The organism is Streptomyces yunnanensis (assembly GCF_029011865.1).
In the GTDB taxonomy this organism is placed as follows: domain Bacteria; phylum Actinomycetota; class Actinomycetes; order Streptomycetales; family Streptomycetaceae; genus Streptomyces; species Streptomyces yunnanensis.
Genome location: NZ_CP095749.1, coordinates 8,818,881 through 8,842,247 on the forward strand (window position 1 = coordinate 8,818,881; position 23,367 = coordinate 8,842,247).

General features: G+C 69.9%; 21 protein-coding genes and 4 pseudogenes. 16 read left to right on the forward strand and 9 right to left on the reverse strand.

Features of this window, described 5'->3' with window-relative positions; genetic code table 11:
* Positions 1 to 26 precede the first annotated feature (26 nt).
* Positions 27 to 977: a hypothetical protein gene (locus MOV08_RS38475; RefSeq protein ID WP_275310762.1), complete on the forward strand. Its 951-nt coding sequence runs from the start codon at positions 27 to 29 to the stop codon at positions 975 to 977.
* Between the two features lie 121 nt (positions 978 to 1,098).
* Here MOV08_RS38475 and MOV08_RS38480 read toward each other — a convergent pair whose 3' ends face one another.
* Positions 1,099 to 1,587 (reverse strand): hypothetical protein, encoded by a 489-nt coding sequence (locus MOV08_RS38480; RefSeq protein ID WP_275310764.1) that lies wholly within the window; start codon positions 1,585 to 1,587, stop codon positions 1,099 to 1,101.
* 350 nt (positions 1,588 to 1,937) lie between these two features.
* On the opposite strand from MOV08_RS38480, the gene mobA reads away from it, so the two are divergent.
* Both mobA and MOV08_RS38490 read left to right on the forward strand, forming a co-directional pair.
* Positions 1,938 to 2,603, forward strand: a complete 666-nt coding sequence (gene mobA / locus MOV08_RS38485; protein ID WP_275310766.1) for a molybdenum cofactor guanylyltransferase — start codon at positions 1,938 to 1,940, stop codon at positions 2,601 to 2,603.
* A 55-nt stretch (positions 2,604 to 2,658) separates the two neighbouring features.
* The gene (locus MOV08_RS38490; RefSeq protein ID WP_275310768.1) at positions 2,659 to 3,972 is read left to right on the forward strand and encodes a bifunctional folylpolyglutamate synthase/dihydrofolate synthase; all 1,314 of its coding nucleotides are present in this window, start codon (positions 2,659 to 2,661) and stop codon (positions 3,970 to 3,972) included.
* Positions 3,973 to 4,077: 105 nt separating this feature from the next.
* On the opposite strand, the gene MOV08_RS38495 is transcribed toward MOV08_RS38490, so the two are convergent.
* Positions 4,078 to 4,944, reverse strand: a complete 867-nt coding sequence (locus MOV08_RS38495) for a TIGR03620 family F420-dependent LLM class oxidoreductase (protein WP_275310770.1) — start codon at positions 4,942 to 4,944, stop codon at positions 4,078 to 4,080.
* 94 nt (positions 4,945 to 5,038) lie between these two features.
* Here MOV08_RS38495 and MOV08_RS38500 point away from each other — a divergent pair.
* From MOV08_RS38500 to MOV08_RS38505, 3 genes and pseudogenes are all read left to right on the forward strand, one after another.
* A pseudogene (locus MOV08_RS38500) lies at positions 5,039 to 5,824 on the forward strand (helix-turn-helix domain-containing protein).
* A 198-nt stretch (positions 5,825 to 6,022) separates the two neighbouring features.
* Positions 6,023 to 6,124 (forward strand): annotated as a pseudogene (locus MOV08_RS44270) (FAD-dependent monooxygenase); the annotation flags it as partial.
* 38 nt (positions 6,125 to 6,162) lie between these two features.
* Positions 6,163 to 6,912 (forward strand): FAD-dependent monooxygenase, encoded by a 750-nt coding sequence (locus MOV08_RS38505; protein ID WP_420834247.1) that lies wholly within the window; start codon positions 6,163 to 6,165, stop codon positions 6,910 to 6,912.
* A gap of 58 nt (positions 6,913 to 6,970) precedes the next feature.
* Here MOV08_RS38505 and MOV08_RS38510 read toward each other — a convergent pair whose 3' ends face one another.
* Together MOV08_RS38510 and MOV08_RS38515 are read right to left on the reverse strand one after the other, a co-directional pair.
* The gene (locus MOV08_RS38510; RefSeq protein WP_275310772.1) at positions 6,971 to 7,831 is read right to left on the reverse strand and encodes a haloalkane dehalogenase; all 861 of its coding nucleotides are present in this window, start codon (positions 7,829 to 7,831) and stop codon (positions 6,971 to 6,973) included.
* Between the two features lie 447 nt (positions 7,832 to 8,278).
* Complete coding sequence (locus tag MOV08_RS38515; protein ID WP_275310774.1) at positions 8,279 to 8,857, reverse strand: TetR/AcrR family transcriptional regulator; 579 nt, start codon at positions 8,855 to 8,857, stop codon at positions 8,279 to 8,281.
* A 91-nt stretch (positions 8,858 to 8,948) separates the two neighbouring features.
* Here MOV08_RS38515 and MOV08_RS38520 point away from each other — a divergent pair, with 91 nt between their 5' ends.
* On the forward strand, positions 8,949 to 9,395 hold the full coding sequence (locus MOV08_RS38520) for an anthrone oxygenase family protein (protein ID WP_039638841.1): 447 nt from the start codon (positions 8,949 to 8,951) through the stop codon (positions 9,393 to 9,395).
* Positions 9,396 to 9,429: 34 nt separating this feature from the next.
* Here MOV08_RS38520 and MOV08_RS38525 read toward each other — a convergent pair.
* Positions 9,430 to 9,681: pseudogene (locus MOV08_RS38525) on the reverse strand (transposase); the annotation flags it as partial.
* Positions 9,682 to 9,894: 213 nt separating this feature from the next.
* On the opposite strand from MOV08_RS38525, the gene MOV08_RS38530 reads away from it, so the two are divergent.
* Both MOV08_RS38530 and MOV08_RS38535 read left to right on the forward strand, forming a co-directional pair.
* Complete coding sequence (locus MOV08_RS38530; protein WP_039638842.1) at positions 9,895 to 10,557, forward strand: GOLPH3/VPS74 family protein; 663 nt, start codon at positions 9,895 to 9,897, stop codon at positions 10,555 to 10,557.
* A gap of 129 nt (positions 10,558 to 10,686) precedes the next feature.
* Positions 10,687 to 11,286 (forward strand): annotated as a pseudogene (locus tag MOV08_RS38535) (alpha/beta hydrolase family protein); the annotation flags it as partial.
* A 591-nt stretch (positions 11,287 to 11,877) separates the two neighbouring features.
* Here the strand turns inward: MOV08_RS38535 and MOV08_RS38540 are convergent.
* Together MOV08_RS38540 and MOV08_RS38550 are read right to left on the reverse strand one after the other, a co-directional pair.
* Positions 11,878 to 12,201, reverse strand: coding sequence for a hypothetical protein (locus MOV08_RS38540; RefSeq protein ID WP_039638844.1), 324 nt, complete (start codon positions 12,199 to 12,201; stop codon positions 11,878 to 11,880).
* Positions 12,202 to 13,161: 960 nt separating this feature from the next.
* Complete coding sequence (locus MOV08_RS38550) at positions 13,162 to 13,569, reverse strand: ATP-binding protein (RefSeq protein WP_275310775.1); 408 nt, start codon at positions 13,567 to 13,569, stop codon at positions 13,162 to 13,164.
* A 196-nt stretch (positions 13,570 to 13,765) separates the two neighbouring features.
* Between MOV08_RS38550 and MOV08_RS38555 the strand changes: the two genes are divergently transcribed.
* The 7 genes from MOV08_RS38555 (at position 13,766) to MOV08_RS38585 (ending at position 19,662) form a co-directional block, all read left to right on the forward strand.
* Entirely contained in the window at positions 13,766 to 14,248 is a 483-nt protein-coding gene (locus tag MOV08_RS38555) for a MarR family winged helix-turn-helix transcriptional regulator (protein WP_275310777.1), read from the forward strand.
* Between the two features lie 178 nt (positions 14,249 to 14,426).
* Entirely contained in the window at positions 14,427 to 15,665 is a 1,239-nt protein-coding gene (locus MOV08_RS38560; RefSeq protein WP_275310778.1) for a cytochrome P450, read from the forward strand.
* 35 nt (positions 15,666 to 15,700) lie between these two features.
* Positions 15,701 to 15,928 carry a ferredoxin gene (locus tag MOV08_RS38565; RefSeq protein WP_275310779.1) on the forward strand — a complete coding sequence of 76 codons (228 nt, stop codon included), beginning with the start codon at positions 15,701 to 15,703 and terminating at the stop codon, positions 15,926 to 15,928.
* Entirely contained in the window at positions 15,925 to 17,145 is a 1,221-nt protein-coding gene (locus MOV08_RS38570; RefSeq protein ID WP_275310780.1) for an NAD(P)/FAD-dependent oxidoreductase, read from the forward strand. The genes MOV08_RS38565 and MOV08_RS38570 overlap by 4 nt, the downstream gene beginning before the upstream one ends.
* 191 nt (positions 17,146 to 17,336) lie before the next feature.
* Entirely contained in the window at positions 17,337 to 17,993 is a 657-nt protein-coding gene (locus MOV08_RS38575; RefSeq protein WP_275310781.1) for an ABC transporter ATP-binding protein, read from the forward strand.
* Positions 17,990 to 18,895, forward strand: coding sequence for a metal ABC transporter permease (locus MOV08_RS38580; RefSeq protein ID WP_275310783.1), 906 nt, complete (start codon positions 17,990 to 17,992; stop codon positions 18,893 to 18,895). The genes MOV08_RS38575 and MOV08_RS38580 overlap by 4 nt, the downstream gene beginning before the upstream one ends.
* Positions 18,896 to 18,990: 95 nt before the next feature.
* Positions 18,991 to 19,662, forward strand: a complete 672-nt coding sequence (locus tag MOV08_RS38585) for a metal ABC transporter substrate-binding protein (RefSeq protein ID WP_275310784.1) — start codon at positions 18,991 to 18,993, stop codon at positions 19,660 to 19,662.
* Positions 19,663 to 19,829: 167 nt separating this feature from the next.
* Here the strand turns inward: MOV08_RS38585 and MOV08_RS38590 are convergent, their stop codons facing one another.
* Both MOV08_RS38590 and MOV08_RS38595 read right to left on the reverse strand, forming a co-directional pair.
* Positions 19,830 to 21,506: a class I adenylate-forming enzyme family protein gene (locus MOV08_RS38590; RefSeq protein WP_275310785.1), complete on the reverse strand. Its 1,677-nt coding sequence runs from the start codon at positions 21,504 to 21,506 to the stop codon at positions 19,830 to 19,832.
* Complete coding sequence (locus MOV08_RS38595; RefSeq protein WP_420834248.1) at positions 21,503 to 23,293, reverse strand: CoA transferase; 1,791 nt, start codon at positions 23,291 to 23,293, stop codon at positions 21,503 to 21,505. The genes MOV08_RS38590 and MOV08_RS38595 overlap by 4 nt, the downstream gene beginning before the upstream one ends.
* Positions 23,294 to 23,367: the final 74 nt, after the last annotated feature.

Here is a 23,367-nt window from a genome sequence, read left to right on the forward strand (position 1 = left end):
CATCGCAGGTGGGAGAGGTGATGCAGATGACTGGCCAGGCAACGGCACGGAGCCCACTAAGGCAGGGCGTCAACGGGGCGTGCCATCGGGACATCTGGGCGGGCAGGACCATCCTGGTGTCGACGGCGGCCCTGGTGGCGGAAATGGCCATCGGGGGTGTGGCCCTGATTCTCATCGGCCTGTCGCAGGACCCCGAGTCCGAGTTCACCGGCCTCGGTCTCGTCTTCACGACTGTCGTCATCCTGCCGATGCTCGCCATCGGCAGCGTGATCCTCGGCCTTCTCGCAACGCTCGTCCTGGTGCTGCCCACTGTCTGGTTGGCGCGCCGGGCGAAGGGGCGCTGGGGGTGGACGCAGAAGGGGGCAGCGTGGGGCGTGCTGCTTGTGGCCTCGATGGTGTCGGCTGCGCTGCTGCTCGTGGGCAGCGTGCTGTACATGATGGCTTCGGGGGCGGTGGGTTCGCCGACGGTCCATGCCTGGTGGTGGCTGGCACTGACAGCGTTCAGTGTCCCGAGCGCGTTGCTTGCCTGGCTGGCGGCGTCCCGCACCGAGCCGGGGAGCGGCCTGAGGCTGGCCCTACGGGTGTTCGCATCGGGAACTGCCGGCGCTGTGGGACTGGCGCTGTGTGGTGGGCTGGCTTATGTGACCGGCCTGGTGAAGCTGTACGAGCCGCCCCACCTGAGCCGTGCCGACGTGGTCGGCATCTGGCAGGACGGACGCGGCGGCACGCTCGAACTCACCGCCGACGGAGGGGCGACCGCCCACCGGCTGAGCGACACCGGCCACGGCCATTGCGAGGGGACGGGCAAGTGGAGTCTTGAGCGCAGCGGGACGCGCAGCCAGGATCTGGAACTTGCGGGTGCCTGTGGCACCACCTGGAGCATCGGCGGAACGTCGGAACGCCCCACCCTCTACTACTACGTTGGCGACCCGGACGAAGGGCATCGCTACACCCTGCTGCGTGGCGGCGAACGCTAGCTCTTCCGCTTTGGCCCTCGCGCGGCGCGGTGGTTCGGTTGCCGTGCCGTGCCGGGCGAGGACGGTCGGACGTTGCCTCACCCTCGGCCTCTGGCTCCGTGCCTGAGTCGCCGGGCGCTCCCTAGCCGCAGCTGTGGGGGCGGTGTACGGCCACCGAAACGCTGCAGAGCAGGGGGTCTGCCACGTCCTCGGTGTCGAAGACGAAGATCGCTCCCGAGGCGGGGACGCGGATCGCACACTGGTCATCGCACGTCAGCGGCGCGTATGTCTCCCAAGTGCACCCGGCCTCGTCCAAGGCCCGCAGGACTTCGCTGTACGTGGGAAAACCGGGAAACGTCTCCGCTCGGCCGGGCTCCTGCGACGGCCACTCCATCGTGGCCCAGTCGGTCTGGACGACGACCGAATAGATCACCTGGCAGTGGGCGTGGCAGGTGGCGACCTCCAGGCAGCCGTACGCGTACAGATAGGGCAGCCCGTCGGCTCCGGTCGAGGAGCCCCAAGCCCACGGAGGCCCCAACGCCTCGATGACCTCACTGAGTTCGGCCCCGATGCACGCCGCGCCAATGCGGCCAGTCCGGGCGAAGGGTATAAGGATGTCCAGAACGTGCATAGGGTGCAGGATTTCACGGTGTCACCTGCCCGGTCCAATGCCGCGGTGACACGGCACAGCTCCATCGGGCAGGCCCTGGGGCTTGCCCGGGCGATCAGGCGCGGAGCCAGATGATCAGGGCTGCCGATGCGGTGGTTGTTGAACGGCGGTGAACGGTTCGGCAGCGCGGAAAAGAGTTCGGTGAGGGTGCACCGGTGCGCCGGGGTCGTCGAGCTTGGCTTGGAACAGGTGGAATCTCCACCTCACAGGCCCGATCCTTCCCTGAGCCGAGCCTTCGAGCCAATGAGCTTTCGAGTCTCCGAACGACGGCGACGCGTTCGCGTATCCGGGCAAGGCGGAATGGGGCTGGTGTGCGTGGTGACGACAGGGCGGCAAGGAGTTCACTCCTCGACGGCGGAGAGGAACTGCCCGCAGACGACATGGGTGGGTGCTACGACGCGGTGGTGCTGGCGGGAGGGCGAGCCCGGCGTTTGGGCGGAGCGGACAAGCCGATGGTGTCCGTTGGCGGCATGTCGTTGCTCGATCGGGCACTTCAGGCGTGTGACGGGGCGGGGAGGACGATTGTGGTGGGGCCGCACCGGGCCACCGTCCGCCCCGTAGATCATGTGCGGGAGAGTCCGGTGCACGGCGGGCCGCTCGCGGCGCTGGCTGCGGGAGTGAGCCGGGTGCGCGCGCCGTTCGTGGTGGTCCTTGCCGCGGACCTTCCCTTCGTGCGGCAGGAGACGGTGGCGGAGTTGCTGCGTCAGGCGGCCGGTTCCGGGGCCGAGGGCGCGGTCATGCTGGAGACACAGGGTCGGGACAATCCGCTGTTCGCCGCATACCGGACCGCAGCCGTGCGGCGAGGTCTTGCGCTGACCCTCGCCCGGCATGGAGTGTTGACGGGTCTGCCTATCCGGGTACTGACCCGTGCTCTTGCCCTGCGGCACGTGCCTGATGTCGGCGGAGTGTCCGTCGACTGCGACACCTGGGAAGTGGTAGCTCTCGCTCGCGCCATCCTGAAGACAAACGCCGGTTGACCACACTTCGAGCACGAACTCATCCCCTCCCCACACTGGTTGCGAGGTGGCACGGTTGGCAACGAGAGAAGAACTGGCCTGTGAAGAGATCATCGGTCGCTATCAGTTCAACGGAGCGGGCACCGGTGCGATGCCCCGGCTTCTCGAAGCCCTCGGCGACCCGGGACGCAACCTGCGGGGCATGACCGTCACCGGCACCAACGGGAAGGGATCGGTCTGCGCGTTCGCCGTCTCCGCGTTGGCCGCGGCCGGGCTGCGCGTCGGAAGCATGCCCAGCCCGCACCTGCAGCAGGTCACCGAACGCATCCGCATCAACGGAGTGCCCATCTCTCCGACCGCATGTCACCGCGCCTTCGCGAAGGTCGACGACACTCTCAGGAGTACGGGCCTTACGGTCAATGCAGGAGCAGTGCACGCAGCCGCAGCCGCCGTTCAATTCGCCCACTCCGGAGTGGACTTGGCCGTCATGGAGGCGAACATCGGCGGCCGGCGCACCGCCGTCAACTGCTTCGACCCCGGCGTGAAGGTCATCACCGGAGTGGGACTGGACCACGAGCATCTGCTGGGAAACACCCTGGGCGAGATCGCACGGAACAAGGCAGGCATGGTGCGAGACGGCGACCACGTCGTGCTCGGCGAGTTGCCCGAGGAGGCGGCCGAGGCCGTGGACGACGTCCTCGGCACCCACACGGAGCTGACCGTCTGGCGCATCCACCAGGAAGTGCGTTACCGGCCACACCGGGCCCGCGATGGACGCACCGTGCTGGACGTGGTCACCCCACGCGCCGTCCACCGGGAATTGCCCTGTCCGCTCCGCGGAGCACACCAGCATCACAATCTGGCCCTCGCCGTAGCCGGCATCGACTCGCTGGCCGAACGAGGACTGATCCGAGACATCTCGGAAGAGGCGCTGCGCGGCGGCCTTGCCGCGACCCGCTGGCCCGGCCGCCTCGAACTGCTCGCACCGGCCCGCCTGGGCTCCTGGACCGGCCGCCTGCTGCTGGACATTGCCGCCAACCACCAGGGTGCCGTCACCGTGGCCCCGGAAATCCTGCGGGAATCCCGTGCCGCTGAGCGCACGGCCCTCGTCTTCGGCACCCTCCGCTACAAGAATGTGGCAACCATGCTTGAGCCGCTGCCCGCTGACTGGCCGGTGGTACTGACCCGGGTCGGACACCCCAACGAAGCGGCGCCGGACGAGATGCGCACCGCCTTGGCGACGCGCCGAGAACTGTACGTACGGCAGGAGACCGCCGACGCCGTCCGCCACGCCACCGAACTCGTCGGGGCCGGTGGCCTCGTCACGGTTCTCGGAACCCCCCTCCTGATCGGCCGGGTCCGTGCACTGTTCCATCTCCCGCCCGGCTGACCGCTGCTGCCCGAACGCGCGACTTCCCGGCCGCGACGAACAGTTGCGAACGTAACGCCGGGGCCGGGGCCGGGGCGGTGGCTTCCCCCCCCACACCAGGCGGTTCTAGGCACGGGGCAGGCATTCGGCCACGGCACGCCACGCGGTGAGGGGGAAGGCATGCGGGGTGTCGGTGACGATCTGGAGGGCGACGTGGTCCGCGCCCGCCTCCAGATGCGCCAGGACACGCCGCGCGACGACGTCAGGGGACCCCCACACCACCAGGGAGTCGACGAAGCGGTCGCTGCCGCCGTCGGCGAGGTCGCCCCGGGTGAAGCCGTCTTCCAGCCAGGTGCGTACGTAGTTGGTCTTCGTGAGGTAGGGGCTGATCGCCCGCCGCGCCGTGGCACGGGCCGTGACCGGGTCGGTGTCCACCACGGACGTCAGCACCGGCGCGAGGAGCGGCCCCGCCCCCAGCGCGGCGCGTACCCGGGCGGTGTGCGACGGCGGGACCAGATAGGGCTGCACACCAGCGGCCCGGTCGGCGGCGAGCCGGGTCATCAGGGGCCGGTGCGCGCCCAGGATCCGCGCGGCCTTCGGCAGCGACCCGGCGGAGGTGTCCAGCGCGTCGAGGTAGGCGGACATCGCCGCGCAGGGGTGCCGGTAGGCCGCGGCGATCTCCGCGTGACTGACGGCCAGACCCACCAGTGTGCATTGCCGATACGGTGCGGGAAGCCCCCGATAGGCAACGGCGAGCCGATCGGGCGGAACGCTCCAAATGGAGACACAGGAGGGGGCGACGACCACGTGTCGGGTCGCCGTGAGGAGGTTGAGACTGCTGTGCAGGTCCCCGCTCGGGTTGCCGCCGGGAACGCCGCCCAGCCACAGTGCGCCGTAACCGAGCTCCTCCAGTGCGCGGGCCGCCACCCGCGCGCGATCGGGGTCTCCGTGAGTGAACGCCGTACTCCACACCCCGACCGGCGACAGATCCATACCGCGCCCTCCTCTGAACTCACAGCTGCGTCGCTCCTCATGTGAGCGACGCTGCGGCCGACGAAGGCACTATGCACCGATAAATTGACGCCCTATGCCCAAAACCCGCCGATCCGCCCCGTCGTCCTCCCTGCCGCCGTCGACCGCGCGTCGTAGCGCGGCCTGGATTCCGCACGGCTTCCAGTTCGATCCGCACTCCCACGCAGAGGGGCAGCTGGTGTACGCGGCCGCCGGGGCCCTGGCCACCACGACCGAGCGTGGGACCTGGGTCGCTCCCGCGCACCGCGTGACGTGGACCCCGCCGGGCTTCGAGCATGCGCATCGCTTCTACGGGACCACCGACGCCCGTCTCGTCACCGTCCCGGTCGACCTGTGCGGCGAACTGGTGGCACACCCCAGCGTGTTCGCGGTGAGCCCGCTGCTGCGCGAGGCCCTGCTGGCGCTGACCGACCGAGCGGAAACCCGCCCCGGCGCCGCCCAGCGGCTGCTCGCCGTGGTGATCGACGAGCTCGCCGAAACCCCCGAGCAGTCCCTCCATCTGCCCGAGCCCCACGACGACCGGCTGCGCGCCGTCACCGACCTCCTGCATGCCGATCCCGGCCGGAGCGCGACCTTGGCCGACCTGGGGCGGGCCGCGGGAGCGAGCGAGCGGACCCTGAGCCGCCTGTTCCACACCGAACTGGGCATGAGTTTCCACCGCTGACGCACCACGCTGCGCATCCACCACGCCCTGGCCCAGCTCAGCGAGGGCCGGTCGGTCACCGACACGGCGATGGAGTGCGGCTGGTCCAATCCGTCGAGTTTCATCGACGCCTTCACCGAGGTCGTCGGTCAGACCCCCGGCCGCTACCAGGCCGATCTGCGCAACCGTAGAAGGTAACCGGTTCCGGTCGGCCGGGTGCGTCGGCGTCACCCGCCGACCCGTTGGCGGGTTTCCGGTATCCCCTGTCCACATCCCGGTTGGTGACGATCGCCGCCGAGCCCACAGTGGTGACAGCAGGCCGCACTCTCCGTGCGGCGACGGCCGTGCGCCTGTGGCACGGCCGGTTGTCCCTTCGCCGAAAGGCTCGCACAAGACATGGTTGAGACAGCGGAGAACAACAACACCACCACCGTCGCCATCGTCGGCGCCGGAGTGGCCGGGCTCACGCTCGGCAACTTCCTCCTGCGCAGCGGCATCGACTGCATCGTCGTCGAGAAGCACAGCCGCGTCCCACGGTGCGCTACCGCAACCCCGACGGTACGACCACGACCGTCACCTGTGACTTCGTCGCCGGCTGCGACGGTTTCCACGGCGTCAGCCGGGCTTCCGTCCCCGCCGGCCAACTCACCCTCTACTCCCACGAGTACAAGTACTCCTGGCTCAGCGTCATGGCCGAGGTGCCGACGGACTCCTTCGGCATGGCGATCCACGACCGCGGCCTGGCCGCGCGATTCCCCCGCGGTGCGGACGCCAGTCGCCTCTATCTCCAGTGCCCGCCCGGCGACACTCCCGAGCAGTGGCCGGACGAGCGCATCTGGAGTGAACTGGGAGCCCGCTTCGGCGCCGACGCGCCCACCGGCCGCATCGTCGACAAGCGGATCGTGCCGCTGCGGTCCGTGGTGTTCAGCCCGATGAGCCACGGCCGCCTCCACCTGCTCGGCGACGCGGCCCACATCGTCCCCCCGATGAGCGCGAAGGGCATCCACCTCGCCCTCTACGACACCGAGGTGTTCGCCCGCGCGATCATCGCGAAGATCCAGGAAGGCGACGCGAGTCTGCTCGACAACTACTCCGACACCTGCCTGAGCCACCTCTGGAACTACCAGGCATACGCGATCTGGATCACCGACCTGATGCACAACGCCGGCGACGCCGCCTACGAGGGAGCCTTCCGCAAGGAGATCGCCCGAGCGGAACTGCGGCGCCTGAACGACTCTCCCGCGGCCGGCCGCCTGTATGACGAACTGCGAGCCGGGCTGCTCTAGCCGACCCCCTTCGCAATCCGTTGTCCGGGCCCGGGGGAGGGACGTTCGTCGGTCGAACTCACGGGAATCGCTTCGCGATCGCCGCCGTGATCGCATCCGGTGTGTGTTCCTGAATGAAGTGCCGCGCGTGGGGCAACTCGACGATGTCCAGATCGGTGAAGGCGGCACGCATCCGCGGGATGGAGGTGTTCGGACGGAACACCATGTCCTGCATTCCCCACACCAACAGGGTTGGTTTGTCGCCGAGTTGGGCGGGGACGTCTCGTGAAAGCCGGTCCAGCAGCGGGCGCGCGGCACGAATTTGCCCGGGCATCATGGCGAGTCCGCGCCGGGCTTCCGCGGTGGGCTGCACCGCGCGGTAGTGGTCGGCCTCGGCCGCGGTCAACTTGCGCCCCAGCTCTGCGAGCAGCACGCGCTCGACGAGGAAGTTCCGTTCGAGTATCCGCCGCTGCATCGGACGGCTGCCCATGATCACGCTGAAAGCCCGATTCGCCATCGCTTCGATCGGCCAGAACACGGTGTTGCCCAGCACGATCCCCCTTACCCGGTCCGCGCGCGTCGTGACCGCGCCCAGACCGATGGGTCCGCCCCAATCGTGTCCCATCACAACGAAGTCGTCGAGCCGCAGGTGATCGACCAGCTCGCCGAGGACCGCGGTGTGCTCGGCGATGGTGTAGCCGAATCCCGCAGGACGTTCGGACAACCCGAACCCCAGGTAGTCGACGGCGATGCACCGGTACCGGTCGCGCAGGTCCTTCACGATGTGGCGGTAGAGGAAACTCCACGCCGGAGCGCCGTGACAGAACAGGATCGTCGGTCCGGTCCCCTCGTCGATGTAGTGAACCCTGCCGACGGACGAGTCAAACCAACGCGACTCAAAAGGGTACAGATTCTCGTCGGGTACGAAGTCGATCAGCATGGAGCCCTCCCTCGGATGCCGGGCTACATAGTGTCCCGGTCTCGGCGCACCCGGCGGGCGAAGTGCGAACGCGAGTCGCAAGAGGCCCTGGTGCGGTGGGAGTGGCTCGCCGGGCATCACGGACATCACCTCACCAGGGCCGCCCGTAACTCTCAACGCTGCCGGGCCCATTCGGAATCCCGGCCTCCGCAGTAGCGTGACGGTGCGGAACTGCCGCCCACGGGGGACACGGGGAGTCGGAGGGCGCCACCGACCGGCCGCTCCCAGGAGGCAGTCGACATCTTCCGCACGTCATTCCGCGAAATCGGCGCGGCCCACAGCTTCAGCACGGCGATCGACTCGCGGGTCGAGGAGGTGAGGCGCGCGGGCAGGATCTGAAGGGACCGGGGTCATGCATGTGGCGTCGGGGCCCGCGGGCCCCGGCTGCGTCCCCGCCGGGACGCTGCGTCAGGCCATGGCGAGCCGGTCCACCAGCAGCTCCACCCTGCGCTCGGTGTCCTCCGGCGGGAGCCGTCGCGCCCGGGTCAGGGTGGCCAGTCCGTGCAGGGCCGCCCAGAACGTCTCGGTGAACAGTCCCGGGTGGACGCCGTCCCCGGCGACCTCGCCGAGGCTCTCCAGCAGGGCGGCGAAGGCGTCCTTCAGAGGCTCCGGGGTCTCCTCCTTCGCGAACGCCAGACCGCCGTCGAGCTGGAACATGGCGTCGTAGACCGCCGGGTTGCGTTCGGCGAAGTCGAGGTAGGCGCGGGCGAGGGCGGTGACCCGGGCGCGCGGGCCGTCGGCGGAGGAGGCCGCGGCCCGCACCGCCCCGGCCATCTCGCTGGCGCCCTCCAGGGCGACGGCGCCGATGATCTCGCGCTTGCCGCGGAAGTGGCTGTAGAGGACGGGCTGGCTGTACTCGATGCGCTCGGCGAGCCGGCGGGTGGTGACCGCGTCCCAGCCCTGCTGTTCGGCGAGTTCGCGGGCCGTCGCCACGATGAGGCGCTCGCGGCCCGCCCGCTCACGCTCCTTGCGTTCCTGTACCGACATACTTCGATCCTAGCACTGCTAGACATTCGAGCGGCAGCAGTACTAGCGTTGCCTCATCGGCTAGCAGCGCTAGATTCCAGGAGGGGTCATCATGCTCAACGCACTCGAGGTGTTCACCACCGTGGTCGTCGGCGTGATGGTGGGGGTGGAGTTCTCCGTCGCCTTCGTCATCAACCGGATCCTCGACGCACTCCCCGAAGACAGTGGCCAACTCGGCCGCGCCCACGGCGGCCGGATGCTCGGCGCCGTGATGCCGGTCTGGTACATCGGCTCGCTCGTCCTCGCCGCGGTCTGGGTCATCGCCGGATGGCACCGCCCCGGCACCGGCCTCGTCATCGCCGCCGCCGCACTGCTGATCCTCAGCGTGATCATGTCGATCCTGCTGCTCGTCCCGATCAACAACCGGGGCAAGACCTGGACCCCCGAGAACCGGCCCGAGGACTGGAAGGAGCAGATGAACCGCTGGGACCGCTTCCACTACGCCCGCGTCGCCGTCCTCATCGCCGCCTTCGCCCTGCTGGTCGCCGCCCTCACCTGACCCTGCGGGCCGACACCGCGCAGGCGGCGCACAGGTCCGGGACCACGGCCTCGATGCCGCGCCTGCGTAGGTGGGCGCGATTGCCGCGGGACGAGTACGCCTTGTCCCCGGCGACCGCGTCCGGTCGGGTGCGGGGACGACCGACGGGCCCGCGGACGCGCACCCTGTCCAGTACGAGGACGAACTGTGGGCCGTCGGCGGCCTGCCCGGCGGTCAGGACGAACTCCGGCGGACGGCACCTGCGGTCGGCGGCGAGGTGGACCTTGCAGCATGAACTCCCACTCGACATCGGCCAGTTGTACACGTATATGCAAGGCGATCTACCGGATCGAAGATCAGCGCGAGGGGAGAACCCGCTCATTGATCACGACCCGATACGCGCCTTGGGGCTTGTCCGATGGGTGCGGGCTACGAGACGGACGTCATGGCAACCGCCAGGTCAACCTGGGCGTCTCATCGGCTGACTGCAACGATCACGAGACGTATCGGGGGACCGAGGATGGCCATCACGCTGGCCGAGGAGATCATGCTGCTCTCCCTGGACGACGAGTCCGGGGTGCCGGAGCAGCGGCGGGCGGCGGGCTGGGCCGCCGCGGGCGGGATCCTGCTGGAACTGGTCCTCGCCGGGCGGGCATCTGTTGAGGGCAAGTACCTCAAACTGACAGACAGGACGCCGACCGGTGAGCGATTGCTCGATGGCCGCATGGCGCTGCTCGACGCCTGGCTGCGCGGCCGCGAAAGGCGCCGGGTGACGGAGTGGCTGAAAAGGGAGCGGGGCAAGGCCGGTGACGCGGCCGTGGAAAGCCTGTGTGCGCGCGGAGTGCTCGCCGAGCAGCAGCACAGGGCCCTCGGCCTGTTCCCCACGCGCCGCTACCCCGAGGCCGACGGCGCGCCCGAGAGGGAGCTGCGTCAGCGGCTCCACGCGGTCGTCTTGGACGGTGCCACCCCGGACGAGCGCACGGTGGGCCTCATCGCCCTGATCCACGCCGCCAAGCTGCACCGCCTGGCGTGCCCCGATGTCCCGCGTAAGCAGGTGACCGACCGGATGGCGGAGGTGGCATCCGGCCAGTGGGCCGCCGAGAGCGTTCGCGCCGCGATCCGCGACATGCAGGCGGTCATGGCAGCGGTTGCCGTTGCCGGCAGCGTCACGGCCGGAAGCTAGGCCTGTCAGCCGATTCACCAGGCAGCCCGGTCGCTGGCAGACGGCACTCGGGCCTGTCTGGAGCCGTGCTCACGCGGCGAGGAAGAAGGTTGAAGGGATGAAGATCAAGCTGCTAGCTTCCAGCTGACGGCGATGTCGGGCCGGGCCCGGCGCCTGGTGACCGGCTGCGGTTTCCACGTCGCCGTCATCGACGCGCCCGGTCACGGCGACCGGCCGCGCACCGCGCACGACGAGGCGGAAATCGCCGAGCTGTTCCGGGCGAGGTCGGCGGGCGAGCCGGAAGGCCCGATCGTCGTCCGCTACAACGCCCACCTGGCGGAGCGGGCCGTGCCCGAGTACCTGGCAACCCTGGACGCCCTCCAGGAGCTTCCGGAGATCGGCGCCGACGGGCCGGTCGGCTACTGGGGCATCAACATGGGCACCGCGATCGGCATACCGTTCGTGGCAGCCGACCCCAGGATCACCGCCGCGGTCTTCGGCCAGCACTGGCCCGATGTCCTGGCCCAGAAGGCGCAGCAGATCACCATCCCGATCGAGTTCGACCTGCAGTGGGACGACGAGCACATCTCGCGCGACGAGGGGCTGGCGCTGTTCGACGCCTTCGCGTCGAAGGAGAAGTCGTTGCACGTGAACTCGGGCAAGCACAAGGAGCTGCCCAGGTTCGAGGTCGACAGCGCGGTCCGGTTCTTCGCCCGGCACCTTGGCGGAGCTGTTCCCTCGCTGGCCTGATGTGCTCGGTTGCGGCGTCCGGCCCGCCAGCCCGGTACCGCAACCGCGGTCCCGGGGTGAGGTTGCGCCTTCAGATGACTGTGAAGCCGTCGGCTCCCACCTGGCCGCGCCGGCCTGCCCACAGGGTGGCCGTTGAAGGGATATGCGAGGGGTGCCGCGGGCACGAACTTGCCAGCTCGTACCAGCACTTTCGCGCGACGCGGCATGACGTCGGGTTGTCCACGTGGGCAGTTCAACCGGCGCAGTCAGGCCCCTCGGACCCACTCGGAGGTTGAGTGGGTCCGAGGGGCCTCGGATCGCCTATCCCGCTTCGAGGGCGGCCGGTCACCCTTGGCGGAAATGGCGAGGGCGCTGGGCTGCACCCTGGTTTTTAGCCGCCGACCAAGCTCACCGGAAGAATGGCCGGCGGCGGTCTCACTGCGGATGAGGCATCTCATCTTTCGGCTGTTTGCCAGGTCTCCCCGAGAGACCTGGCAGGCCGCTTTCAGCCCGGCCGTGGTTCGAGATAATTCCCGTAACCAGGGGCGTGACGTTGCGATGAAGACCGCACCCCTCACACCGGCACTATGAATCGAACGCCGGGGCCGGCCTCTATTCCTTTTCGCCCTTGCCGCCCTTGCCGCCGACGGCAAAGCTGTTGTCGCAGCCCATGTCCGAGCCCATCTTGGTGCTCTGGGCGCCGGGGGAGCCTTCACCGTTGAGCGCGTTACCCAGCGCCCCATTGAGGATCCCGACCTCGCCGAGCACGTCAACGTTCTCGTCGTGCGATCGACATGAGCTTCCCTGCTTGACGGCGAACCCACTCTCCCCCTTGCCGCCGTGCCTTCCGCCATCGGCGTAGGCAGTACCGGCGCCAAGGAGGGAGACGCTGCCAAGGATGGCCATCATGACGGCTGCCTTCTGAAGCTTACGCATTTCTTCTCCGATTGAGTGGAAGGGTCCGATCAGCTGCTGATCGACTTGATGCGACCGCGAGATTAGTAGCGAAATATGTCGCCGTCACCTAACGACGCGCCAGAATTCGGTGAATGCCATCATTGGAAATAAATGGAATAGTAGGCGGTCCCGATCATATGAAGAAAGCGTGGAATCCTTCAGGGCTACCGGAAGTCCGCGATGCATTGCGCGCCAAGGCCGCAGTTCGATGCATGGTCGCCACTGGGTCAGGGGGGAGGGAGCTCCCCTCTTGAGCGTGCGACGGCGACCACGCCCTCGGGCGGCGCGACCCCTCATCGGCCCGCAAGGGAACTCGCCTCATCGCACCCCAACTCTCCTACTCCCCGGGAGGGTTCGAAGGTCCCCGATCCGCCGATGCCATGTTCCAAGCTCAAGGGAGGGAGGAGTCGGGTAGCGGCTCGGGGAGAGGGAGCGGCCCCGCCGAGACAGCCGTCCTGACAAGGGTCACGGCGATGGCTCTGCTCTTGCGCCTACTTGGTGCTTCTGGTGCATGAGGCACGTAGTCACTTGGGGGCACGCCATCAAGCGGGTGAGATCCGCGAGGGTGCGGGGCCAGGGTCGTTATCTATGTCCAACTGCCGTTCCATTTGCAAGCAGTTCGCGAACGACGTGAACGGTCCGCAGCTCATCGCCGTCTCCGCGTCATCCAACCGCAGCAAGGGTGATCAGAGTTCGGATCAATGGGCCCAGCCCAACGTCGACTTCTGGTGCACGTACTCCAGGGCTTGGACCAACGTCAAGTTCCTCTATGGGTTGGGTTGGCTGTCATGCCGCCGGAGAAAGAGAAGGTCATCCGCGTGCGGAACACCTGCGACTGACGCCGCCGCGCTTCGCTCTGCCTGGCTCTGTGACCGGGTGGCCGCCTGTTCCAGGGAGCGGGCGGGCCACCGACGTTCAACGTCTCGGCGGCGGTGATGGTCAGCAGTTCGGTGCATGGTCGAGTTGTGTCGCGGTGGCGACGTCGGCCCAGTGGATGCCGTGTCCGGGCGCCTGGCGGTCGCCGTGCACGGCGGTGAGGTGGTTGACGATGTCCAGTCCGCGGCCGTGCTCGTCGGGGGTGCAGCTGATCGTCCAGTCGCCGTCGCGGGCGGCCGGGCCGCCGTCGGAAACCTCGATGTGCACCCGGCGATTGCCCGGATCCTGGCTCAGTTCGAGGATCACTGGGGGCCGAGCGTGCTCCACGGCGTTGGTGACGAGTTCGGAGACGGTCAGCAGTACCGAGTCGGCTGCTTCGTCGGCAACGCGCCACATGGCGAGGATCTCTTTGGCGATCTTGCGGGCTTCTCCGGCGGCTTCCGGGTGGTGGGCGAGGGGCCAGATGCTCACCGGGGCCGATTGCGACGACTGCCGGGCGGCATCCGCCCTCGGGGCGATGTCTGGGGCGTAGGTGCAGGTCACGGTCATCACCCTCTTTCGGGCGCCGCGCTGGCGCCTGGTCGTGACCAGGACCGTTGACGATCCACCTCATTTATATCATTTGTCTATATAGACAGCAAATATAGGTGAGTGATATAAGTGGGGTATGGATGAGACACACGGAGAGCGCGCCAGGGAGGTGGCGGCGGAGCTGAACGAACTGACCATCGGGATGGTCAGGCATCTCCTGTCGGATCGGCAGAGCATGAGTCTGACCACCGTCGCGGCGCTCAGCAGGCTGGAGCAGGAAGGCCCGCTCCGGCTGACCGTGCTGGCCGCGGCGGAGGGTATCGCCCAACCCTCGATGACCGCGCTGGTGCAGCGACTGGAAGCCCAGGACCTGGCATCACGAGTGGGTCATCCCGAGGACGGGCGGGTCCGCCTCGTGGCCATCACGGACGCCGGGCGCGCACTGCTGGCCGAGCGTCGGCGTGCGCAGAGCGTCCGGGTGGCCGACCTGTTGGCCACGTTGCCCGAGCAGGATGTGCGGGCACTGGGCGAGGCCGTGCACACGGCCCTGCCTCTCGTCCGGCGGATGCTCCGGGCGGGGGAGAGTACCCGCCCCGTCAGCGGCGGTTCGGCCTCCTGACCTCCTGGTCGCGTGATCGTTCGACTGTCTGGCCGTGCCACCTGGTCGCGTTCTTCGGTGTCTTCTCCTGTCGGCGGGCCCCGCTCCGCTGCCCCGTCGCGTACCGCGCGCGCCGGGCCCCGGTCCTGGCACCCGCCCCGTAACGGATTTCTCGGACTTCCGGAGAGGGCGGAGAACCATGAGCACACTCTCGGCACCCGGCACCGTCGTGCCGCAGAACGAGGCGCCTGACTACCCCATGACCCGGGCCGCCGGCTGCCCCTTCGACCCGCCGCCGGCCCTGCACACCCTCCAGAGCCAGGCTCCGATCAGCCGGGTGCGCCTGTGGGACGGCAGCACCCCGTGGCTGGTCACCCGCTACGAAGACATGCGGGCCCTGCTGGCCGATCCGCGGATCAGCTCGGAGAGCAGCCACCCGCACTACCCCCACACGAGCCCGGCCATGAAGGAACGCCGCAGGCAGTCGCGGACCTTCATCAACATGGACGATCCGGAGCACGCCAGGCTCCGTCGGATGGTCACCGCCGCCTTTTCCATCAAGCGGGTGGAAGCGCTGCGACCGGCCATCCAGAAGATCGTCGACGGACTGATCGACGCCATGCTCGCCGGGCCCAAGCCGGTGGACCTGGTCCAGGCGTTCGCGTTGCCGGTGCCATCGCTGGTGATCTGTGAGCTGCTCGGCGTCCCGTATGTCGACCACGACTTCTTCCAGGCCCACAGCCAGGTCCTGATCAAGCGCACCACCAGCACCGAGCAGGCGCGGGTGGCCACGCAGCAACTGCTCGACTACCTGGACCGGCTGATCGGCGACAGGCTCGCCCACCCGGCCGGCGACCTGCTCTCCACACTGGCCGCGCGGGTCGGGGCCGGTGAACTCACCCGGAGCCAGGCGGCCGACATGGGGATGCTGCTGCTGATCGCCGGGCACGAGACGACGGCGAACATGATCGCGCTGGGGACCCTGGCCCTGGTGCAACACCCGGACCAACTGGCCCGGCTGCGCGAGAGCGACGACCCGAAGGTGATCGCCTCGGCGGTCGAGGAACTCCTGCGCTACCTGAGCATCGTGCACAGCGGCCGGCGCCGGGTGGCCCTGGCGGACGTCGAGATCGGCGGGGTGTCCGTCCACGCCGGCGAAGGCATCGTGCTCGCCAACGACATCGGAAACCGCGATCCCGCGGCCTTCCCCGACCCGGACCGGCTCGATGTCGACCGCAACGCCCGTCACCACATGGCCTTCGGCTTCGGCATCCACCAGTGCCTGGGCCAACCACTGGCCCGAGTGGAACTCCAGGTCGTCTACCGCACCCTCTACCGCCGCATCCCCACCCTCCGACTGGCGGTGGACCTCGACGAGATCCCGTTCAAACACGACGGGAACGTCTACGGCGTCTATGAGCTTCCCATCACCTGGTGACGCGGCCAAGTGCCGTAGGAAGAAGGTGGATTGCGATGAAGGTGATCATCGATCAGAGCAAGTGTGTCGCCGCCGGCCAGTGCGTGCTGAGCGCACCGGACGTGTTCGACCAGCGCGAGGAGGACGGCATCGTCGTCCTGCTCACCGAGAACCCGCCCCAGCACCTGGTGGCGGACGTCCGGCAGGCCGCAGTCCTCTGCCCGGCCCAGGCGATCTGGCTGCGGGAGCAGGCGGGGGAGGGTGGGAGGGAGGGCGAGGAGTGAAGACGGAAGGAGGGAAGCGGATCGTCATCGTGGGGGCCTCGGCCGCCGGACTCACGGCGGCCGAGACGCTCCGCCGCCGAGGCTGGGACGGGCACCTCACCCTGATCGGGGACGAGGCCCGTCCGCCCTACGACCGGCCGCCCCTGTCCAAGCAGATCCTGACCGGTGCCTGGGAACCGCAACGAACCACCCTGCGCGCCCCGCAGGAGTTGGCGCGACTGGAGATCGACCTGCGGCTCGGACGCCCTGCCACCGGGCTCGACGTGAAACGCCGCCAGGCGCGTCTGGCCGGCGGTGCGACGATCGACTTCGACGGCCTGATCATCGCCACCGGCGTGATCCCCCGACGCCTCCCGCACGGCGATCTGAACGGGGTCCACGTCCTGCGCACGCTCGACGACGCGCTCGCCTTGCGCGCCGCGCTGCTCACCGGGCCCCGGGTGGTCGTGGTCGGCGCCGGATTCCTCGGCACCGAGGTCGCCGCGGCGGCCCAGACCATGGGCCTGGAAGTGACCCTGGTCGAACCGGAGCCCGTTCCGGTGCGCCGCCCGTTCGGCGACCGCGTCGGCGCGCTCGTCGCCGCACTCCACCGCGACCACGGAACGGACCTGCGCTGCGGGGTACCGGTGCGCGGGCTGTGCGAAGGTGGCGGCCGGGTGACCGGCGTGGAACTCGCGGACGGCAGCGGACTCCCCGCCGACGCCGTCGTCCTGGCCCTCGGGTCCACGCCCGCGACCGACTGGCTGACGGGCTCGGGTCTGACCCTGGCCAACGGCGTGGTGTGCGACGCGCTGTGCCGGGCAGCGCCAGGCATCTACGCCGCCGGCGACGTCGCCTCGTGGCACAACCCGCGCTTCGGCACCCGCATGCGACTGGAGCACCGGATGAACGCCACCGAACAGGCCATGGCCGCGGCCGGCAACCTCCTCGGCGACGCACAACCCTTCGCTCCCGTGCCCTACTTCTGGACCGACCAGTACGACACCAAGATCCAGGCGTATGGCATCTTCCCGCCGGATGCGGAGCTGAGGATCATCGACGGCGACCCGGCGGACGGCCACTTCACCGCCGCGTACGGCAGACACGAGGTGGTGGTGGGCGTACTCGGTTGGAACGCCCCGCGCCAGGTGCGCGCCGTGCGCAACCTGGTCGTTGAACGCGCGCCGTGGACGACTTCCACAGACACATCTGCGCTCCTTCCCGTACCCGTCAACTGACCACCGGGCACCCACATGTGAGGGACGATGTGTAACTGGCTGTAATCCCGGCCGAAGCGGCAGTCAGGAGTGGTGGGTGGGGACCGTTCCCGGTCGGCTGCCGTCAAGGCGCGTTCCGAGCCACGGACGGTCGGGATCTCGGGGCGGAGGTTTCCGGGAACTCCGGGCTCCGCTCGGCCGACTAGTGGACTGTGGAGCAGAGCAACGTAGAGGCCCTCGGTCTGGACGTACGGCTACGCGGTGTCGTGTGCAGACACGGTCGGCTGGAAGCGGTGTCCGGGGTGGATCTGGAGGTGGCGCGGGGTGAGCGGATCGCGCTGACCGGGACGAACGGTTCGGGGAAGACCACGTTGTTGCGGGCGGTGCTCGGCCTGCACCGGAAGGTGGACGGTGAGCTGCTGGTCGGCGGGCGGGGCACCCGGACGGCGGCGGAGTGGGCCTGGCGACGGCGGGCGTGTGCGTGGATTCCGCAGCGTCCGGCGGCGGGCCAATTTCCGCTGTTGGCAAGGGAGTTGCTAGCGAGCAGCGGGGCGCACGAGGCGGCTGCCGCGGCCGCTGGGCGGTTGGGTGTCGGTGCACTTGCCGACCGGTCGTTGGACAGCCTGTCGGGTGGTCAGTTGCAGCGGATGCATCTGGCGCGGGCGGTGGGATGCGTGGCGGCGGGTGCCGGGGTGGTGCTCGCGGACGAGCCCACCGCGGCCCTGGACTTCGCCGGGCAGGAGGAGGCGGCGGAGGTGCTGACGTCACTGGGGGTGACGCTGCTGGTGGTCACCCATGACCGGGCGATGGCCGAGCGGTGCGACCGGGTGCTGGAGATGGCGGCGGGCCGGCTGCGGGAGGTCAGGTGAGTGCGTTCGGGCAGGTCGGTGCGTTGTTGCAGTTGGTGCCCGTGCAGCGGGCGGGGGTCGGGCTGCTGCTGGCCGCGCTGGGACTGCCGGTGGTCGGGGTGGTGATCGTCGGGCTGGACATCATGCCGGTGCGGTTCGCGATGATGCATGTGGCGCTGTTCGGTATCGCGGTGGGTCAACTGGTCGGGCTGGACCCGGTGTTGTGTGCGCTGGTGGCCTGCGGGTTGGCGGGGGCGGGGGTGGCTCCGCTGGCTCGTACGGCCGATGCGCTGTCGGGGGCGATGGGCCTGCTGATGAGTCTGGCGATCGCCGCCGCGCTGCTGATGCTGGCGTTGTCGGGGGTGAACGCGAACGGTGCGTTCGCGTTGCTGTGGGGATCGATTCTCGCGGTGCGTCCGGCGGATCTCGCCGTGCTGGGCGTGCTGGCGGTGGTGGTTCCGGCGCTGTTCGTCTGGCGGCGTCGGGAGTTGGCGCTGCTGCTGCACGACCGGGAGTTGGCACTGTGCTCGGGGGTGGCCGTGCCGCGACTGACCATGGCGCTGCTGGTCCTGGTGGCGGTCGCGGTGGCCGGGGCGATCCGCTTGACGGGGGCGTTGCTGGTGGACGCGCTCACGTTGCTGCCGGCGCTCGCGGCGCGGCGGCTGGGCCGGTCGTTGGGGGCGATCACCTGTTGGGCGATCGGCATCGGCGTCGTGGTGAACGTCGTCGGCTTGCTGGTCTCGCTGGCCTGGGACCTGCCGCCCGGGCCGATTCTCGTGCTTGCCGCGGGGGCGGTCGCCCTCGCGGTCCACCTGCTACCGGAACGGAGAACACGCTCATGGCGCGCGTCCACGTCCCCGTCCACGTCCCCGTCCACCTATCCGCCCGACTCCCGGTCCTCGTCCGCTCGCTGGCCGCACTGAGCGCGGGGCTGCTCCTGTTGACCGGGTGCGACAGTTCCGGCACACGCGTTGCCAAGGCCGGCAGTTCGGCCGGCTCGGCACCGTCCGGTCCCGTCGTGGTGGCGACGTCCTCCTGGGAGGCGGCACTGGCCAAGGCGGCCGGTGCGAGGAACGTCAGGCCCATCGTGCCGCCGTCGATCCGCCATGCGCCCGACTACGATCTCAAGCCGTCCGACCTGACCGCCGTCGCGGGGGCGGATGACGTGCTCTACGCGTCCTTCGAACCGTTCGCCGGACGGATCAAGAGCGCCGCGGGCTCGAAGGCGAAGATGGTCGAGCTCGACCTCGACGACGATCCGGAGACGACCAGGGCCAATGTGACCCGGTTGGGCAAGCTCTTCGGGACCGAGCGGGCCGCGGCGCAGTGGAACAGCGCCTTCACCACGGAGTGGAACTCGCTGTCCCGGCAGCTGAAGGCCGCTCGGACCGGCGGCAAGGCACCGGTGGTGGTCGCGCAGGCGTTCACGGCATGGGCGGCCAAGCTCGCGGGGGTCCAGGTAGCCGGGACCTACGGGCCGGATGCCGTGACGCCGGCCCAGTTGTCGGCGCTGTCCGCCAAGAAGCCGGCGTTCGTGCTGGACAACGAGAACATGTCGACCGGGACGGTCCTGCCGGGGTCCGAGGCCAGGCAGTTGGAGATCGTCAACTACCCCGGCGCGGACCTCGACCTGCTCTCGGTCTACCGCAAGGCCGCCGACCAGATGCGAAAGGCGTTCGCCGGGTCGTGAGTGGGGGAGCACAGGAGAGGAAGGGGGGAGGGCCGCCTGTCGAGTGGCCTTTCCCCCTTCCCCTTCCCCTTCCCCTTCCCCTTCCCCTTTCCCTTTCCCTTCCCCCCTTCTCTCCCCCTTCCGCCTTACCGTTTCCTTCTTTCTGTCGTCCCCTCGGCTGTCCGCAGTCAGCCGGCCTGTGCGTGATGCGTAGGGGTGCCGGGGGCGGTGAGGCGTGCCCGCAGGGTGGCTCGGTCCGGCTTGCCTGCCGGGGTGAGCGGCAGTTCGTCGTCGACGAGGAGCAGGCGTTCGGGATGCTTGCGGCGTTCCAGACCGCGTGCGGCGAGGTGGGCGCCCAGGCTCTCCAGGGTGGGGCGGCGCCCGTAGTGCGGCACGACGCAGGCGGCGAGGCGTTCGCCCATGAGCGGGTCGGGGACGCCGAGGCAGATCACGTCCCGGACATCCGGGTGGGCGGAGAGCTCGCCTTCGACTTCGGCGGGGCTGATGTTCGCGCCGCCGCGGATGACGACGTCCTTCAGGCGGCCGACGACGCGAAGGGTGCCGTCGTCGTCCAGAATTCCCAGGTCACCGGTGCGTACCCAGCCGTCGGCGGTGCGGTAGCGCATGTTCAGCTCGGGAGCGCCCACGTAGCACATCGGTGTCATCGGGCCGCGGGCGATGATCTCTCCGGGTTCTCCAGGGTCTCCGGGTTCTGCGGGGCCGGTGCCGGGCAAGGGCGCGATGCGGATCTCACAGACGGCGGGGTCCGGTGTGCCCACCGTGACCCCAAGGCCAGGGTCGGGCTCCGCGTTCCCGGCCAGGCCGGTGTGGCAGTTGACGCCGTCGGCCGATCCGTAGAGGTTGACGACCGGGCAGCCGAAGGCCCTGCGTGCCTCGCCGCGGGTGTTCGCATCCAGCGGCGACCCGCCAAGGACTAGGGCGGTCAGGCCGGTTGGCGGCCGCGGCTCCTTCGCCAGCGGGTCGAGCATCATGCGGACCATCGTGGGCACGCACAGGACGTGGGTGGGCCGGTGTGCCTGGATCGCCTCCAGCGCGGCATCGGGTGTGAACCGGTCCAGCAGTACGAGGGTCCCGCCGTGGCGGGCGAGGGTGACCGCGGTTCCCGCGGTCCCGAAGGCGGAGCCCAGCGGGACCAGGAACAGACAACGGGGCGGTAGGCGGTCCGGCAGCAGGGCCGCGAGGGTGTTGCCACGGCCTCCCACCAGCGCGTTGTGGGAGTAGGCGATCATCTTGGGTTCGGCTTCGGTGCCCGAGGAGACCAGGATCCGGGCCGCCGCGTCGGGGTCGGTGCGGGCGGGGGCGAAGTCGGCCCGGCCGGTGCGCAGGAGGTCGTCCAGCGACAGGCAGCCCTCCGGGGCGGGTCCGGTGCCTGCGGCGATCACTGTGCGCAGGGCGGGTAGTGCGTCGGCGAGCGCGACGAGATCCCGGGCGTGCTCGACGCCGCGCTGCTCCGTCGCGGCGATGACGGCCCGGGCTCCGGAACGGCTCAGCAGCGACCTGACCTCCCGGCTTCCGCGTCCGACGGGGAAGGGCAGGGCGACGGCCCCGAGGGCGGCGATGGCGAGGTCGGCCGCCACCGCCGGCCAGCCGTTGGGAAGTTGGATGCCCACCACGTCGCCCGGGCACACGCCGGCCTCGGCCAGACCGGCGGCCAGACACCGCGCCCGGTCGTCCAGCTCCGCGTAGCTGGTCCCGCCCTGTGCGTCGATGACGGCGGTGCGGTGCGGGTCGGTGACACGGTGGGCGCGGAAGAGCACGTACAGGTCGAGATCCGGGTAGTGGCCACTGGTGGCCCAGGAGCGCCGCAGTGCGGTGGGAACCAGGTCGTGGATCCGGGGGGTCACTCGAACCTCCAGGGGGAGGGGACGACGAGGGAGCCGTGCGGGTCGCGGGTGAGAGCGCCGCGCAGCCGCGGGTCCGTTGGCAGTGCGGCGAGGTCCGTGGTGACCACGGTGGCGGTCAGGCCCTGGTCGCGCAGGACGGCGACGGCCTCGTGGGAGGAGAGCCGGGCCAGGTGGCCCGACTGGGTGTTGGCGGTTCGTGCGGAGTCGTCCGCCGGGGCTATCCACCTGTCGGCGGTGGGCAGGGGGCGGCGGAAGCCGGCCGGGCGGCGTGGCTCCCGGCCCACGCCGGCGCGGCGGAGCGCGGGTGCGGTGAGTGTCTCGGCGGCGCCGAGCAGTGAGGACTCCACGCGTACGCCGTGTCCGGTGCGTTCCCGCAGCAGGAGGGCGGCGAGCACGGCCTCGGCGCCGAGCAGCCCGCCGAGCACGTCGATCAGGGTCATCAGCGACGGGGCGGTCGGCTCGTCGGCGGGCCGTGCCGCCTCCCCGACCCCGGTGCGGGCCTGCACCATGAAGTCGGTGCCCATGGGTGCGCCGGGGAGATGTCCGCCCCAGCCGCTGGTGTAGGCGTGGACGAGGCGGGGGTTGACGGCCGCGAGGTGGTCGGCGTCCAGTCCGAACCGTTCCGCTCTGCCCGGGGCCCAGTTGTGCAGGAAGACGTCGGCGCCGGCGACCAGCTCGCGCAACTCTGCCTGCCCGATGGGTGACTTGACGTCGATCTGGACGGCGCGCTTGCCCCGGTTGAGGGCCAGCCAGCGGGCCGAGACGTCCGAGCAGCACGGGGGCATGCCGCGCAGTGGATCGCCGCCGGGTGGTTCGACACGGATCACGTCGGCGCCGAGCAGGCCGAGGAGGTGGGCGGCGAGGGGGGCCTGGATGCGGCGGCCCGCTTCCAGCACGGTGAAGCCCGACAGCGGGCGGGCGTCTTCGCACCCCAGGTCCCTCGGCGGCGGTACGCCGATCGACGTCGAGGGAGCAAACGTCCACGGTGCGTCGGCGGTCGCCTCGGCGACGCGATCGGCCAAGGTGTGCAGTCGGCACACCTCGGCCCCCGAGGCGGTGGCGGCCTGCCGGATCCGCGCCCAGGAGGCAGCGCGCGTCGCGGTGTGCAGTTCCTCGGGCAGGGGCGCGCAGGCAGTGGCGTAACGGAACTGGAAGGGGCGCCAGCCGCTGCGGATCGCCTGCTCGGGTGTGCCCAGACGCCGCCAGAACCCGGCCCAGGCGGTGGGCTCCAGCGCCTCCAGCTCGAAGCGGGTACCGCACCCGGCGGTGAACGGGGGACCGCCCGGTTCGAGGACGACGGCCTCCGCCTCGGGCGCCCCCGCCGCCGCGATGTACTGGGAGACCGCCAGCAGAGCGGCCCGATCGGCGCCGCAGGTGACATGGGTGGCACGGCCGCCGCGGACCTGCCCCAGCAGGGCGGCGAGCAGTCCCTGCACGGTGGCCACGGCGGCGCAGGTGGCGGCGTAGTCGACGGCGAGGCCGAGCGGCCGGCCGTCGCGTCGCCCATGGACGTGCATCACCCCTGTGGTCGCCTGCGCAGTGGCCTCGTCGGTGACGTCCGCCTCCGGACACAGGTCCGCCCACACCGTGTCGGCGGTGACCTTGCCCAACTCCGGGCCGCCGACGGTGAGATGGGCTGCATCGCCGGCCGGGGCGGACTCGACGGTCGTCGCACCGAGCGCGCGCATGTGCCGGAGCGCCGGGTCCGTGAGCGCGGGAGGGCCCACGGCACGGACGGCCGCTTCCGCCAGCGGGCGGATGGCAGTGATAGCGGGAAGATTCCCCATGGCCTTCTCTCAGGTGGTCAAGGACGTATGGGAACCGGAGAGGGGTGCGCACCGACCAACTCCACGGCCAGTTA